Genomic DNA, 15,342 nt, shown 5'->3' with positions numbered 1-15,342 from the left:
CGATGCCCGATGCATCCTGCCCGGTACCTGCAACATAGTCAGGCAGGTGCCGGTTGTCTGTAATGATTCGTAAAGCTGATAGGGCATGATTTCACCCGGTATCACGGGACTTCGCCTACAAAAATATAAGTTCACGCCCCCCTTCCCAACGGCAACGCCAAGGATAGAATGGCGAGCCTTCCGTAACACCCACATCCTACTTTTCTTATCGATGACGCCCATGTCCGAAGCCAGTCCGTGTCTGAGTTGCGGTGCCTGCTGTTCACACTTTCGTGTGTCTTTCTTCTGGGGTGAGTGCGCCTCATCGGGAGGCACTGTGCCCGATGACCTGGTGGTGCAGATCAATCCCACGCGCGTGGCGATGATCGGCACCGACCAAAAACCCGCGCGTTGCTGCAGCCTTGAGGGTGAAGTCGGCAAAGGCACCCGTTGCACGATTTATGAGCAGCGTTCGAGCCCGTGTCGCGAGTTCGACGCGTCGTGGAGCCAGGGTGAACAGAACGTCGATTGCGACACGGCACGCGCCGCCTTTGGCTTGCCGCCCCTCGAGGCGCCCTTCGAGTTCGAGCTGCCGATCAGCGCTTAGCATCAAACGCTATGGTGGGCATGCCAAAATCATTCAGAGCAAAGTGCCATTATTCCTGGCAAATCCCGCGAGGCTTCTATACTCGAGGTCATAGGCCATTGCTGTAGGCAATGACGTACTGACTTTGACGGGACATGCTATGGAATGGCGAGGTATGTATTTTTTTACCGAGCTTCCAGATAACGGGCATTTATTACTCAATTGCAGTCATAACCCCTTTCTGGTGCTGCTGGCGTACCTGGTCGCTTGTGCAGCAGGGTTCGGAACCCTGGACATGGCCGAGCGCGTCGGCCACGTGGAAGACCCTACTGCCCGCCGCCACTGGCGCTGGCTGGGGGCGGGATGCCTGGCAGGCGGCATCTGGTCGACTCACTTCATCAGCATGCTGGCCTTCCAGGCACCCATCGCCATTCACTACGAATTGCTCATGACGTTCGCCTCACTGGTGATCGCCCTGATTGCCTCGTTGTTTGCCATGCAAACCCTCAGTCACGCTCATTTGCGCTTTCATCAATACCTGCTGGCATCGGTATGGATGGGGCTGGGCATTGCCTTGATGCACTACGTCGGCATGTCGGCCATGCGCTCCCAGGCAAAGGTGTACTTCGATTCGGGGCTGTTCCTGGCGTCGGTGGGCATCGCCATTGGCGCCAGCCTGGCCGCGCTGCTGTTGTCGTGCTACCTGCGCAACGGCGCCGGGGTGTTCCATCAATTGCTCAAATACGCCGCCAGCCTGGTGCTGGGCGCCGGGATCCTGAGCATGCACTTCACCGGCATGGCGGCCATGCAAATGCTGGTGCCCAATGGCGCGGACCTCGCCTTGCCACTGGACAACAACCCCATCCAGCTTGGTCTGTCCGTGGCCGTGATCACCCTGTTGGTGATTGGCAGCAGCGTCAGTGCAGCACTGGCCGACAAGAAACTGCAGCACAAGGAACGCGACCTGCGCCGGGTCAACGCGCTGCTCAGCGAACTGGACCAGGCCCGCGCCTCGCTGCAACAGGTAGCGCACTTTGACGCGCTGACCAGCCTGCTCAACCGCCGCGGTTTCAATCAGATTTTTGCGGAGAAAGTCGCCGAGAAAACTGCAAGCCACGGCATGATGGCGGTGATTTTCCTCGATATCGATCACTTCAAGCGCATCAACGACAGCCTTGGGCATGATGCCGGTGACCAGTTACTTACCGTGTTGGCCGGGCACATCAAGGGCTCTGTACGCAGCCATGACGATGTGGTCGCGCGCTTTGGCGGCGATGAGTTCTGCATCCTGATCAGCATTCACCATCGTGACGAAGCGCGGCATATGGCGCAGCGCATCATGCAGAAGATGAAAGAGCCGATCGAACTGGCCGGCCGGCGCATGGTGATGACCACCAGCATTGGCATCAGCCTGTTTCCCGATGACGGCGTGACCTGTGAGGAGCTGCTGAAAACCGCCGACCTGGCGCTTTACCAGTCCAAAGACACCGGGCGCAACAGCCTGAACTTTTTCAGTTCCAACCTCAAAACCCGCGCGTTTCTCGAACTGCAACTGGAAGAAGAGCTGCGCGCCGCCCTGCGCACGCGCAACCAGCTGGTCCTGTTTTATCAGCCGATCTTCGACATGAAACTCGGCAAGGTTACCCGCCTGGAAGCCCTGGTGCGCTGGCAACACCCGCAACACGGGCTGCTGGCGCCGGACCGGTTTATCGCCATTGCAGAAAGCAACGGGCTGATTGCCGAGTTGGACCACTGGGTATTACGCCAGGCGTGCCACGATTTGAGCCTGCTGTCTGACCGCGGCTATACCGAGCTGACCATGGCCGTGAACTGTTCGGCCCTCAACCTGGCGCGTGACGAACTGGCGGATGAAATCGAAGACGCCCTGCGCTTCGCCGGCATCGCCGCCGGGCGCCTGGAACTGGAAGTCACCGAAAACGCCCTGATGGGCAACATCAGCAGCACGCTCGCGCTGTTGCGGCAAATCCGGGCACTGGGCGTGTCGCTGGCGATTGACGACTTCGGCACTGGCTACTCGTCACTGGCCTACCTCAAGCGCCTGCCGCTCAATACGTTGAAGATCGACCGCTCCTTTATTCAGGACATTCCCAAATCGACTGCCGATATCGAAATCGTCCAGGCGATTATCGGCATGGCCCACACGCTGCACCTGCACGTTGTCACCGAAGGCGTGGAAACCCAGGCGCAATTCGAACTGCTGCTCAACCATGGCTGTGACTTCATTCAGGGCTACTTGCTGAGCCCAGCGGTGCCTTTGAGCGATGTGGTTGGCGTGATCCAGGGCATTCAGATGCGTAACCCGCTCTACCCTTTCAGCGTGGAAGGCAGCAAAGACGCCACGCCGCCCAAAGACCCTGTTACCGGCCGTATCGGCCCACCTTCCATCGTCAGGCCAATTCGCTGACGCCGAATATTTGGCATTTAGCCATCATTTGCCTAAAGAACGCCGACGAACGGCCGATTCATCAGAGTCCACGTGGCGTTGCCCTGGTTCAGTAGGCGCGCTTGCGCCGATGGCACGGCGAAGTCGCGAACTCTCATTCAGTGATGGCTCCGTGCTTTTTTTGGCCATCCGTCCAGGTACATGGCGCCCAATGACTTCCAACAATAATTCTGTCTCCGAGATCTGCGACGCAGTGCCGACAGCACCGGCGGAAAAATTCCCAGCCGCAAAGTCATTGAGCATCGCCCGCCCGTTGGCTACCCAGCAGTACTTGTACTTCACCGAAACCAATACCGACCGCATCCTCGACAACCTCGACGGCCTGCGTGACATGGTGTTCCCGCGCCTGCCCCAGCAGGAAGGTGATGGCGATGCGCGCAATGAGCAGGAATTTCCGTCGGTGTGCCTGATCGGCCTGGGCCGCTGCGGCTCCAACATTGCCCTGGACGTGGCAGAGCTGGTGTACAACGCGCGCAAGTTCTACCTCAACGAATTCAGTACCGAAGACAAGTCGGCCGATAAAGGCTACAGCCCGGCCCAGTGGATTCGAAACAACCTGCGTTTGGGTGGCGGTAAGGCCACCAAACCGGTGTTCCTGGTGGAGCCGCTGGTCATGCTGGGCGACCTGGACAAAGACATCGCCGGGCGCATCCGTTTCTCGCGCAAGGGCGAAAAAAGCGGCTTCCTGCGCGACTACAGCAAAATGAAAATCATGGACCTGTCGGAAGTGCACGCCGGCGGCGCCGGTAACGCGCCGATTCTGGGCCAGTACCTGGCCAAGATCATCCTCAACAAAGACACCCAGCGTTTTTCCAGCCCCGACTGGAAGATGATCCACTCCTACCTGATCGACTCCTGTGGCATCAAGGCCAACCAGTCGCGTCTGTATTTCTCGATCTTCAGCGCCGGCGGCGGTACGGGTTCGGGCATGGCCTCGGAGTTCGGCCTGGCCCAGCAGCACTCGTACATGAACAAGACGTTCGACACCAAGCCGGCCGACGAGCATGACAGCAAGAGCGGCCACGCCTTCGTGTTCGAGCCGATCTTCACCAGTGGCATTTGCGTGCTGCCGAATATCTCCGACCACCGCAGCGAAATGTCCGAGGCACTGCACATCAACGCCGGGCGGCTGTTGTGCAAATACCTGTCGGAAGAATGGGATTTCTCATACAACTTCGACAATGAAGACAGCAGCGAAGCCAGCGTGAAAGGCCGCATCCGGCCGTGGAACGCGATGATGCTGATCTCCAACGACATCATGCGTTACGCCGAGGAGAGCGATGACGGCAACATCCAGAACATTGACGTCAATGCCATGGAAAAACACGCCAACCAATACATCTCGCAGCAGATCTTCAACATCCTCACGGCTCAGGCGGTGACCACCGACTACGACCAGAACTACTTCCGGCGGGCCGGCATCGACATTGGCGAAACCATCCGCCTGGATGCCAACGACTTGTTCATGAGCCTGGCCGGGCCGGTGGCGATTGCCTACGCCGAATCGGTGGTGCCGGAGACGCCGGTGCCCTCGGGCGACAAGTTCAAGGTGTTCGATAAAGAGCCGCAGCGGCTGAACATCGATGACCTGTTTTTCCGCTCGATTGATTTGCCGCACTTCAACAAAGTGACACAGGCGATCGAGGGCATCAGCCTGTTGCCGATCGAGTCCAAGCGCTACAAAGCGTCGTTGGAGCAGTACAAGAACTCCGGGTATGACGCCGCGGCGCTGCATGACCTGCACTTCTTCAAGAACTGCTCGTCGGTGGTGTCGATTGTGTCCTTGCCCAAGGATTACAAGCTGTCCTACATGGACTTGAACCGGCTCAAAACTCATTTGAACAGCCTGTTCCCCAACACCACGCTCAAGCGTTACGCCCTGGTGATCGGCGCGTCGGCCAACTTGTCGCTGACCACGCTGATCGCCAAGAGCCCGTGCCTGTCGGATGATTTCCTCACGCTGATCGTGGCGTTCATCAAGCGTTGCTTTGCGCGTAACCCGTACCGGTTTGATGACACGCTGGATAACTCGATCCTGGACTTCATCATCCATGATGACTTTGATGAGGACCGGATTGACGAGTTGCTCAATGAGTTCGAGAACCCGGCGAAGATACTCGACACCAATTGGTACGCGATCAAGCCGATGTACGAGAAGAAGTACCGCGAGTTGATTAACGACAAGGAGAAGTTCGTGTCGATTAACGATATTCGCCTGTCACGGGATTGCGTGAAGAAAGCGATCAAGTATTTGCGTGAGATTTATCGTCATCGGATTGGGAAGACCAAGGTTATTTCGTTGAATAACCATACTGGCAAGACGGCTTAGACCGAGACGCGGCCATCGTAGGCAAGCCAGCTCCCACACTTGGAATGCATTTCAAATGTGGGCGCTGGCTTGCCTGCGATAGCGGTCTGCCAGGCAAGCAAAATCCTCATCACTGCCACACCCAGAAACAATTCCCCGAGCCTTCGGCCCCGCGCAAAACTGTTCCCGTGACGCGCACGTCACCTTCACCTGTGACCTTTCTCTACGGCAAGGTGCCATCACGGCGTCGGCGGTTACTCCGCTACACACTTGCAAGGGTCCGAGCAGCGCACCTTTTTAGTGCGCAGGTTTCTTACGCCGCCCTTTCCTGGATCAGAATCCACGGCGAAACCACGACCGCCCACAGGCTTGGATCCCTCTCGACCAGGTCCAATGCCCGCGTCGCAGACACCTCGCCCAGGCTCCCTGCAGCCAGCCACGCAGCGACTTTGTCACGGTTATCCTCGGCCATTCTCTCGGCCGCTTCGATCAAATCCAGGCCGGCGTCGACCCACAATAGGGCACCCTTGGCAAAGAACGGTTCAAGCTCCTTCCAGGAAATTTCGGCGGTTTCACCGAGCAGCTTGGCATAGAGGGTGCTAGGTTCTTGCGTCATGGGAATTCACCTGAATAAAAAATCGGCGCAATCATAGCGTCAGGCGTCAGGCAGAAAAACCCAGTTGCAAATGAGGCATCGAACGAAAGTGTCAGGAAAGCCAAGGATTGCCCGAAACTCTGGCATCACCCCGCCGCAATTCTGTCTTTTTCTTTCATTAAAGCGACACCCCCGGCGTTTGCCCCCAGCAGCCAGCTTTTCAAGCGATCAACCGGCGCTCTACACTGTACCGGTACAGTTGCCAGGGCAATGCCGGGGGGATATTCGAGATATCTGATCCGGTTCTGCAGCTCACAAGGCCGCTAGAACTATAAAAAATACAACAGTAAGAGTGGAGCACTATGAATAAGGCTACTAAGCAGATTTCCAAACTGTTTGCCGCTATGGTCCTGGCTGGGGTTGCCGGCCATTCGTTCGCAGCCGACACCATCAAGATCGGCATCGCAGGTCCAAAGACCGGTCCTGTGACGCAATACGGCGACATGCAATTCATGGGTGCCAAGCAGGCGATCGCCGACATCAACGCCAAGGGCGGCGTCGACGGCAAAATGCTTGAAGCCAAAGAATACGACGACGCTTGCGATCCGAAACAAGCCGTTGCCGTAGCCAACAAAGTGGTCAACGACGGCGTCAAGTTCGTGGTGGGTCACCTTTGCTCCAGCTCCACTCAGCCAGCAACCGACATCTACGAAGACGAAGGCGTGATCATGATCACTCCGGCGGCTACCAGCCCGGAAATCACCGCCCGTGGTTATAAACTGGTATTCCGCACCATCGGCCTGGACAGCGCCCAGGGCCCGGCCGCCGGCAACTACATCGCCGACTTCGTGAAGCCCAAGGTGGTTGCCGTACTGCACGACAAACAGCAATACGGTGAAGGCATCGCTACTGCCGTTAAACAGACCCTTGAGAAGAAAGGCGTGAAAGTCGCTGTCTTCGAAGGCCTGAACGCCGGCGATAAAGACTTCTCCTCGATCATCCAGAAGCTCAAGCAAGCCAACGTCGACTTCGTCTACTACGGCGGCTACCACCCAGAGCTGGGCCTGATCCTGCGCCAAGCCAAGGAAAAAGGCCTGAGCGCCAAGTTCATGGGCCCGGAAGGCGTTGGCAACGACTCCATCTCGCAAATTGCCCAGGACGCTTCCGAAGGCCTGCTGGTAACCCTGCCTAAATCCTTCGACACCGACCCTGCCAACAAAGCCATTGTTGAAGAGTTCGCCAAGAACAAGCAGGACCCAACCGGTCCGTTCGTGTTCCCGGCTTACTCTGCGGTTGAAGTCATCGCCGGCGGTATCGCTGCCGCGAAGAGCGAAGACACCGCCAAGGTGGCAGCTGCCATCCACGCAGGTACTTTCAAGACCCCTACGGGCGATCTGAGCTTCGACGCCAAGGGCGACCTGAAGGACTTCAAGTTCGTGGTCTACGAATGGCACTTCGGTAAACCAAAAACCGAAGTTTCCCCTCAGTAAGCCAGGCGTTACTGGTTAACAAGCCCACTGTGAAAGCAGTGGGCTTTGTTTTACGAGGTTTATGGGCCTGTCACCCGCGATCCGGGCGCTGGCTCACCTGAAAATCTTAAAACCGTCACCAGCGGTTCGCTGGCAAACGCTTTGTGCAAATGTGCTCATAGAACACAGCGCAGGGCCGGAACATGACTCCACCAGTGAAATGCGTATCGGGTTTTTAGGAGCGCTGTAATGCCTGAGATCTATCATTTTTTCCAACAGCTGGTTAATGGCCTGACCATTGGCAGCACCTATGCCTTGATAGCCATTGGCTACACAATGGTTTACGGCATCATTGGAATGATCAACTTCGCCCATGGCGAGGTGTACATGATTGGTTCCTACGTGGCCTTCATCGCCCTTGCCGGGCTGGCCATGATGGGTATCCACTCTCTGCCGCTGTTGATGACCGCCGCGTTTATCGCGTCGATTGTTGTAACCAGTGCCTACGGCTACAGCATCGAGCGGGTTGCCTATCGTCCCTTGCGTGGCAGCAACCGTTTGATCCCGCTGATTTCCGCCATCGGCATGTCGATATTCCTGCAGAACACTGTATTGCTGTCCCAGGACTCCAAGGACAAGTCCATTCCCAACCTGATTCCGGGGAGCATCTCCTTCGGCCCAGGTGGCGCACAAGAAGTGCTGATTTCCTACATGCAGATCCTGGTGTTCGTCGTCACGCTGGTGGCGATGCTGGGCCTGACGCTGTTCATTTCCCGCTCCCGTCTGGGGCGCGCCTGCCGGGCCTGCGCCGAAGACATCAAGATGGCCAACCTGCTGGGCATCAACACCAACAACATCATTGCCCTGACCTTCGTCATCGGTGCTGCGCTGGCGGCCGTCGCGGCGGTGCTGCTGAGCATGCAGTACGGCGTGATCAACCCCAACGCCGGTTTCCTGGTAGGCCTCAAGGCCTTTACCGCAGCGGTATTGGGCGGCATCGGCAGTATTCCGGGCGCCATGCTCGGCGGGCTGGTGCTGGGCGTGGCTGAAGCCTTTGGTGCCGATATCTTCGGCGACCAGTACAAGGACGTGGTGGCGTTCGGCCTGTTGGTTCTGGTGCTGTTGTTCCGTCCGACCGGCATTCTGGGCCGTCCGGAGGTTGAGAAAGTATGAGCAGATATCTTAAATCGGCGTTTTTCAGCGCCTTGCTGGTGTGGGCCGTGGCCTTTCCGGTACTGGGCCTCAAGCTGAGCATTGTTGGCATCAACCTGGAAGTGCATGGCACCGGTCCCGTGACCCTGACCATCATCGCCCTGTGCTCGGTGCTGATGTTCCTGCGCGTGCTGTTCACCCAGCAGGTCGGCGCCTTGTTCAAGGGCAACCGTGGGCCATTGGTATCGCCCAAGGTCAGCCAGTTCCTGACCCTGCCGCGCACCCAACGCTACATCATCATCGGCCTGATCGTTGCCGCGCTGATCTGGCCGTTCTTCGGCTCACGCGGCGCGGTGGATATCGCGACGCTGATCCTGATCTACGTGTTGCTGGGCCTGGGCCTGAACATCGTGGTGGGCCTGGCCGGCCTGCTTGACCTGGGTTATGTGGGCTTCTACGCCGTGGGTGCCTACACCTACGCGTTGCTCTCGCATTACCTGGGCTGGGGCTTCTGGATCTGCCTGCCGCTGGCGGGTATGGCGGCGGCCACGTTCGGCTTCCTGCTGGGCTTCCCGGTGCTGCGCCTGCGCGGTGACTATTTGGCGATCGTGACCCTGGGCTTCGGTGAAATCATCCGGCTGTTCCTGCGTAACCTCACCGATATCACCGGCGGCCCCAATGGCATCAGCAGCATCCCCAAGCCGACGTTCTTTGGGCTGTCGTTCGACCGCACCGCCGCCGAGGGCATGCAGACGTTCCACGAGTACTTCGGGATCGACTACAACCCGGTGAGCAAAGTGGTGTTCCTGTACCTGGTGGCCCTGTTGCTGGCACTGGCGGCACTGTTCGTGATCAACCGCCTGCTGCGCATGCCGATCGGACGGGCGTGGGAAGCGTTGCGCGAAGATGAGATCGCCTGCCGAGCGCTAGGCATGAACCCGACCGTCATCAAACTTTCGGCCTTCACCCTCGGGGCAACGTTCGCCGGTTTCGCCGGCAGCTTCTTCGCGGCGCGCCAAGGCTTGGTGACCCCGGAGTCGTTCACCTTTATCGAGTCGGCGATCATCCTCGCCATCGTCGTACTGGGTGGCATGGGCTCGCAGCTAGGCGTGATCCTGGCGGCTATCGTAATGATCCTGCTGCCGGAGATGATGCGAGAGTTCAGCGAATACCGCATGTTGATGTTCGGCGCCATGATGGTGCTGATGATGATTTGGCGTCCTCAAGGTCTGCTGCCGATGCAACGCCCACACATGGAGCTGCGCAAATGAGCCGCGAGATCCTGAAAGTCGAAAACTTGAGTATGCGCTTCGGCGGTTTGCTGGCGGTCAACGGCGTGGCCCTGACCGTGAAAGAAAAACAGGTAGTGGCACTGATCGGCCCGAACGGCGCCGGCAAAACCACGGTGTTCAACTGCCTCACCGGCTTTTACAAGCCGAGCGGTGGCAGCATCCTGCTGGACGGCCAGCCGATCCAGGGCCTGGCCGGCCACGAAATCGCCCGTAAGGGCGTGGTGCGCACCTTCCAGAACGTGCGGTTGTTCAAGGACATGACGGCGGTCGAGAACCTGCTGATTGCCCAGCACCGTCACTTGAACACCAACTTCTTTGCTGGCCTGTTCAAAACCCCGGCGTTCCGCAAGAGCGAACGCGAGGCGATGGAATACGCCGAGTACTGGCTGGACAAGGTCAACCTCACCGAGTTTGCCAACCGCCCTGCCGGCACCCTGGCTTACGGGCAGCAACGTCGCCTGGAAATCGCCCGCTGCATGATGACCCGCCCGCGGATCCTCATGCTCGACGAACCGGCCGCCGGCCTGAACCCCAAGGAAACCGAAGACCTCAAGGCGCTGATCAGCGTGTTGCGTGAGGAAAACAACGCCACGGTGCTGTTGATCGAACACGACATGAAACTGGTCATGAGCATTTCCGACCACATCGTGGTGATCAACCAGGGCACGCCGCTGGCCGACGGGACACCGGAACAGATCCGCGACAATCCTGAAGTGATCAAAGCCTATTTGGGGGAAGCGTAAATGCTGCAATTCGAAAACGTTTCCACTTTCTACGGCAAGATCCAGGCCCTGCACAGCGTCAACGTGGAAGTGCGCCAAGGTGAAATCGTCACGCTGATCGGCGCCAACGGTGCCGGCAAATCGACCTTGCTGATGACACTGTGCGGTTCGCCGCAGGCGCACAGCGGCAGCATCAGCTACATGGGTGAAGAGCTGGTGGGGCAACAGTCCTCGCAGATCATGCGCAAGAGCATTGCGGTGGTGCCCGAAGGCCGTCGCGTGTTCTCGCGCCTGACCGTGGAGGAGAACCTGGCCATGGGCGGGTTCTTCACCGACAAGGGCGACTACCAGGAGCAGATGGACAAGGTGTTGCACTTGTTCCCCAGGCTCAAGGAACGCTTCAGCCAGCGCGGCGGCACCATGTCCGGCGGCGAGCAGCAAATGCTCGCCATCGGCCGCGCGCTGATGAGCAAGCCCAAGCTGCTGCTGCTCGACGAACCTTCGCTGGGCCTGGCACCGATCATCATCCAGCAGATCTTCGACATCATCGAACAGCTGCGCAAGGACGGTGTAACGGTGTTCCTGGTCGAGCAAAACGCCAACCAGGCGCTGAAAATCGCCGACCGCGCCTACGTGCTGGAAAACGGCCGGGTGGTGATGCAGGGTACCGGGGAGCAGTTGCTCACGGATCCGAAAGTGCGTGAAGCCTACCTCGGTGGCTGAGCCATTGGCGTAAACAAAAACGGCCCTCGGGCCGTTTTTTTATGTGGTTTTTAGCGCGTCGTGCCCAGTGACCTTTGCTGGCCCGTTGGCCGACGAGCATCAAGCCAGCGCCCGTGAGCAGCAAGCCCGCAGCGAGAAAGATATACACGCCATACACGTCGAACGGCATGTCGAAATACCCGATAACGTGCTGCGCCAGGTTTAGGGTCTGGGAACACACCAGCGTGCCGGCAAGCGAGGCGATGGCCAGTGGTGCCACCAGCACACGAGGTATCGCCGAGGCAGCCACTGCCAGACCTACGGCCGTCGGCAGAAAGGCGCTGTTGTGAAACTGGTCCGTCACCCACCAGACGATGACAGTGCTCTCAAAAACAAACTCATCAAACGACGAAAGCGCTTGCCCAAGCCAAAGAAATGAAAATTCCTGCTGATGAAAAAATCTGTAAAGCGCTTGTTCAACACCAAAGCTCCCTATTGGTCGTAACGTCGCCGGGCATTGCGCGATCCTACTGCAAGGTGGTGCAGCGCCACCGATACCAGAACCCTCAGGCTCAGGGCCCATTGGCTGTGAATCGAAAATTTATTTGCAACCTGCTGTAACGCAACCTGAAGCCTTGACTCTAGAGGGGTAAGCAAGCACAAACGCTTCCTTACCCACCCTCATTGCTGGAGATACACCATGACCACTAAATTGTCCGCCGCAACCCTGATCCTGGCCCTCGGTTCGGCCCTGAGCCTGTCTGCCCTGTCGAACATAGCCCACGCCGACGACGCCAAGATGGACAAATGCTTCGGCGTCGCTGAAGCCGGCAAGAACGATTGCGCTGCGGGCGCCGGCACATCCTGCGCCGGCACCTCGAAAGTCAAAGACCAGGCCAACGCCTGGAAACTGGTCCCGGCCGGCACTTGCGCCAAGACCCCAAGCTCCACCTCGCCGACCGGTTTCGGCCAGGCAGCCGCCTTCACCGCCAAGTCCTGAAACAGCCCACAGCCTGAGTACTGATGATGACGCTTTTACCCCAACACACCGTCTCACCGGCTCAGGTGCCCGGCCTTCCCCACAGGGCCGGGCTGGGGCTGAAGAGCGAGCACTTCATCGAAGTGCTCGAGACCTCGCCCGATATCGGTTTTTTTGAAGTGCACGCCGAAAACTACATGGTGGCCGGCGGGCCGTTCCATCATTACCTGCGGTTGATCCGCGAGCAGTACCCGCTGTCACTGCACGGCGTGGGCCTGTCCATCGGCGGCGAAGGCCCGCTCAACCGTGAGCACCTGGCACGGTTGGCCTTGCTGATCGAACGCTATCAACCCCACTCGTTTTCCGAACACCTGGCCTGGTCGAGCCACGGCCCGGTGTTTCTCAATGACTTGCTGCCGCTGGCCTACGATGCCGCCACACTGAACCGGGTGTGCGAGCACATCGACCAGGTGCAAAGCACGCTCAAACGGACGATGCTGCTGGAAAATCCATCGACCTATCTGCAATTCGAGCGCTCCACCCTGGACGAAACGGACTTCATCAGCGAGGTCATCCGCCGCACGGGCTGCGGCCTGCTGCTGGACGTCAACAACGTCTATGTATCGTGCATCAATCACCAGCGCGAGGCGCTTTCCTACATCGACGCGCTGCCATTACACGCCGTCCGGGAGATACATCTGGCGGGGTTTGCCGAAGACACTGACAGCCTGGGCGATCGCCTGCTGATCGACGACCATGGCGCGCCCATCGATAACGCGGTGTGGCAGTTATACGAACAGGTACTCACGCGCACGGGCCCGGTGGCCACACTGATCGAGCGGGATAACCAGTTGCCTGCGTTCAGTGTGCTGCATGCCGAAGCTCAACACGCCGACTGGCATCTATTACAGGTGAACGTATGAGCCATCACGCTGCGTTTGCCGACGCCCTGATCGATCCCGACCTGGCGTGCCCCGACGGCCTGTTCAGCCGCAACGGCGCCGACCCGGCCAGCCGTTTCGCGGTGTATCGCAACAATGTTCACAGCGCGTTAATCAACGCGTTGGCAACCGCTTACCCCGTAACCTTGCAGTTGGTCGGCGATGAGTTTTTTCGCGCCATGGCTGGTCTTTTTGTTCAGGCGAGCCCACCTGACAGCCCGCTGATGAGCGAGTACGGCAGCGCGTTCGCAGGGTTTATTCAGGCCTTTGAGCCGGCGGCCAGCGTGCCCTATCTGGCTGACGTCGCCAGACTAGAGCGCTTGCGGGTTTGTGCCTATCACGCGGCAGACACCCAGCCGCTGGACCAGCAAGCCATTCTCCAAACACTGCAAGGCCAGACAGACCTGGGCAAGCTGCGCCTGCACCTGCATCCATCCCTGGCCACCCTGAATAGCCCTTACGCGGTGGTGGCCGTTTGGGCTGCGCACCAGACCGAAGGTGGCCTGGCCACCCTGAATCCCTGGCACGCCCAAAGCGCGCTGGTGTTACGCCAAGGCTTGGCGGTCAAGGTATTCGCCATCGACAGCGGCTCGGTCGCGTTCATCGACAGCCTGAATCACGGCTCGGCACTGGAGACGGCAGTGCAGCACGCGCTTGAAGCGTCGGCGCAGTTCGACCTGAACCAATGCCTGGCCCTGTTGATCAGCCACGACGCCATCACTCATTTGCACCTCGAACAAAAGGTATTGCCATGAACACATCCCCTTCGAGTCTGGTCAATCGGGTCATTGCTCTGTTCGAGAAAATCCCCTACAGCCTGATCGCCTTTCTCGCACGATTTTCCATTGCCGCGGTGTTTTGGAAATCCGGGCAGACCAAGGTCGAGGGCTTTGCCATCGACTTGATCAGCGGCACGTTCCAATTCGGCGAGCCGCGTCTTGCGGCGTCCACACTGCCGCTGTTTCGCAGCGAATACCACGTGCCCCTGCTGTCACCGGAAATCGCCGCGCACATGGCGGCGTTTGCCGAGCATTTCTTCCCGGTGCTGATCCTGGTGGGTTTTGCCACGCGGTTCTCGGCCCTGGCCCTGATCGGCATGACCTTGACCATTCAACTCTTCGTTTACCCGGACGCCTACCCGACCCACGGCACCTGGATCACCGTGCTGCTGCTGTTGGTCGCCAAGGGCCCGGGCTGCCTGTCCATCGACCATTTGATTGCACGCCGCTACCGCTGAAGACGGTCCAGGGCCTCGCCGCTGCGCTTGAACCAATCCACCAGGTAATCGGCCAGCACCTGGGTGCGACGCGGCAAGCCACCCTGATACGGGTGAACCAGGTACATCGGCATGCTACGCGTCTGATAATCGCGCAGGAGCCAGCGCAATCTCCCGTCAGCCAGTTCCGCAGGTAACACGTAGGACGGCAGGCGGGCGATTCCGGCGCCCACCAATGCGGCCTTTTTCAACAGGTTGTAATGGTTGGAGGCAAAGGTGCCACTGACCCGCACTCGCAGCAGTTCGTGCTGCTGGTGGTACAGCCATTCTTCGCGCCCGCTGTAGTGGCTGTTGAGCAGGCAGGTGTGCGTCGCCAGGTCTGCCGGGGTCAGCGGCTCGCCATGTTGCTCCAGGTAGGCCGGGCTGGCGCAGGTCATTTCATGCCAGGCCAGCAGCGGTTTGGCCACCAGACGCTCATTTTCGATGGCGCCGGAACGCACACCCAAGTCAAACCCATCCCGCGCCAGGTCTCGATAACGGTTGTTCAATTCCAGTTCGATCTGCACTTGGTGGTACTGTTTGGAGAACTCCAGCAGCAAGCCATCGAAGAAGGTTTCTCCCAACGACACCGGAACCGTCATACGCACTGGCCCGGCCAAATCGTCCTTGAGCCGCGCCAATGCCTGACGGGCGCGTTCCACTTGAACCACCAGCGCCTGAGCCTGGGGCAACAGCGCTGCACCGGCTGCGGTCAGGCTGAGCTTGCGGGTGGTGCGGTGCAGCAACACCACGCAAAACTGCGCCTCCAACTGGCTGATACGCTTGGACAACTGGCCCTTGCTGCACCCCAGTTGCTCGGCCGCCAGGGTGAAACTGCCGGCTTCGATCAGAACCGCAAAGGCCGCCAAGTCATCCATCTCGCTCATGGATTGTTTCC

Annotated in this window: 15 protein-coding genes; 12 read left to right on the top strand and 3 right to left on the bottom strand. The window is 59.0% G+C overall.

The annotated features are described in order from the left end of the window. Positions 1 to 220: 220 nt before the first annotated feature. From AACW30_RS23550 to AACW30_RS23540, 3 genes are all read left to right on the top strand, one after another. Positions 221 to 586, top strand: coding sequence for a YkgJ family cysteine cluster protein (locus tag AACW30_RS23550; RefSeq protein WP_106577100.1), 366 nt, complete (start codon positions 221 to 223; stop codon positions 584 to 586). Positions 587 to 725: 139 nt separating this feature from the next. Continuing rightward, positions 726 to 2,990, top strand: a complete 2,265-nt coding sequence (locus tag AACW30_RS23545) for a putative bifunctional diguanylate cyclase/phosphodiesterase (protein ID WP_106577101.1) — start codon at positions 726 to 728, stop codon at positions 2,988 to 2,990. A 190-nt stretch (positions 2,991 to 3,180) separates the two neighbouring features. Then, positions 3,181 to 5,358 carry a hypothetical protein gene (locus tag AACW30_RS23540; RefSeq protein ID WP_200623556.1) on the top strand — a complete coding sequence of 726 codons (2,178 nt, stop codon included), beginning with the start codon at positions 3,181 to 3,183 and terminating at the stop codon, positions 5,356 to 5,358. Between the two features lie 292 nt (positions 5,359 to 5,650). On the opposite strand, the gene AACW30_RS23535 is transcribed toward AACW30_RS23540, so the two are convergent. After that, positions 5,651 to 5,953, bottom strand: coding sequence for a DUF2288 domain-containing protein (locus AACW30_RS23535; RefSeq protein WP_200623555.1), 303 nt, complete (start codon positions 5,951 to 5,953; stop codon positions 5,651 to 5,653). A 341-nt stretch (positions 5,954 to 6,294) separates the two neighbouring features. Here AACW30_RS23535 and AACW30_RS23530 point away from each other — a divergent pair, with 341 nt between their 5' ends. The 5 genes from AACW30_RS23530 to AACW30_RS23510 all read left to right on the top strand — a co-directional run bounded on the left by AACW30_RS23530 (position 6,295) and on the right by AACW30_RS23510 (position 11,290). Then, positions 6,295 to 7,422, top strand: a complete 1,128-nt coding sequence (locus AACW30_RS23530; protein ID WP_106577103.1) for a branched-chain amino acid ABC transporter substrate-binding protein — start codon at positions 6,295 to 6,297, stop codon at positions 7,420 to 7,422. A 228-nt stretch (positions 7,423 to 7,650) separates the two neighbouring features. Next, positions 7,651 to 8,574 carry a high-affinity branched-chain amino acid ABC transporter permease LivH gene (livH, locus tag AACW30_RS23525; protein WP_106577104.1) on the top strand — a complete coding sequence of 308 codons (924 nt, stop codon included), beginning with the start codon at positions 7,651 to 7,653 and terminating at the stop codon, positions 8,572 to 8,574. Further along, positions 8,571 to 9,824, top strand: a complete 1,254-nt coding sequence (locus tag AACW30_RS23520) for a high-affinity branched-chain amino acid ABC transporter permease LivM (protein ID WP_064451210.1) — start codon at positions 8,571 to 8,573, stop codon at positions 9,822 to 9,824. Before livH ends, AACW30_RS23520 begins: the two co-directional genes overlap by 4 nt. After that, positions 9,821 to 10,588: a high-affinity branched-chain amino acid ABC transporter ATP-binding protein LivG gene (livG, locus tag AACW30_RS23515; protein ID WP_016975067.1), complete on the top strand. Its 768-nt coding sequence runs from the start codon at positions 9,821 to 9,823 to the stop codon at positions 10,586 to 10,588. Before AACW30_RS23520 ends, livG begins: the two co-directional genes overlap by 4 nt. Next, positions 10,589 to 11,290: an ABC transporter ATP-binding protein gene (locus AACW30_RS23510; protein ID WP_200623554.1), complete on the top strand. Its 702-nt coding sequence runs from the start codon at positions 10,589 to 10,591 to the stop codon at positions 11,288 to 11,290. On the opposite strand, the gene AACW30_RS23505 is transcribed toward AACW30_RS23510, so the two are convergent. Beyond that, positions 11,250 to 11,852 (bottom strand): hypothetical protein, encoded by a 603-nt coding sequence (locus tag AACW30_RS23505; protein ID WP_200623553.1) that lies wholly within the window; start codon positions 11,850 to 11,852, stop codon positions 11,250 to 11,252. The genes AACW30_RS23510 and AACW30_RS23505 overlap by 41 nt on opposite strands. 117 nt (positions 11,853 to 11,969) lie before the next feature. Between AACW30_RS23505 and AACW30_RS23500 the strand changes: the two genes are divergently transcribed. The 4 genes from AACW30_RS23500 to AACW30_RS23485 are packed head-to-tail and all read left to right on the top strand — an operon-like array spanning position 11,970 to position 14,426. Beyond that, complete coding sequence (locus AACW30_RS23500) at positions 11,970 to 12,269, top strand: BufA1 family periplasmic bufferin-type metallophore (RefSeq protein WP_200623552.1); 300 nt, start codon at positions 11,970 to 11,972, stop codon at positions 12,267 to 12,269. A 23-nt stretch (positions 12,270 to 12,292) separates the two neighbouring features. Then, a complete protein-coding gene (gene bufB, locus AACW30_RS23495) occupies positions 12,293 to 13,171 on the top strand; it encodes an MNIO family bufferin maturase (protein WP_200623551.1) in 879 nt (292 codons plus the stop codon). Continuing rightward, entirely contained in the window at positions 13,168 to 13,944 is a 777-nt protein-coding gene (locus tag AACW30_RS23490) for an HvfC/BufC N-terminal domain-containing protein (protein ID WP_200623550.1), read from the top strand. Before bufB ends, AACW30_RS23490 begins: the two co-directional genes overlap by 4 nt. Then, positions 13,941 to 14,426: a DoxX family protein gene (locus AACW30_RS23485; RefSeq protein ID WP_106577109.1), complete on the top strand. Its 486-nt coding sequence runs from the start codon at positions 13,941 to 13,943 to the stop codon at positions 14,424 to 14,426. The genes AACW30_RS23490 and AACW30_RS23485 overlap by 4 nt, the downstream gene beginning before the upstream one ends. Here AACW30_RS23485 and AACW30_RS23480 read toward each other — a convergent pair. Beyond that, positions 14,417 to 15,331 carry a LysR family transcriptional regulator gene (locus AACW30_RS23480; RefSeq protein WP_200623548.1) on the bottom strand — a complete coding sequence of 305 codons (915 nt, stop codon included), beginning with the start codon at positions 15,329 to 15,331 and terminating at the stop codon, positions 14,417 to 14,419. The genes AACW30_RS23485 and AACW30_RS23480 overlap by 10 nt on opposite strands. Positions 15,332 to 15,342: the final 11 nt, after the last annotated feature.

This window comes from Pseudomonas sp. MF6747 (assembly GCF_963890955.1).
Lineage (GTDB): Bacteria > Pseudomonadota > Gammaproteobacteria > Pseudomonadales > Pseudomonadaceae > Aquipseudomonas.
Note: the sequence above shows the minus strand (reverse complement) of the source record. Positions and strands in the feature narration are given on the sequence as shown.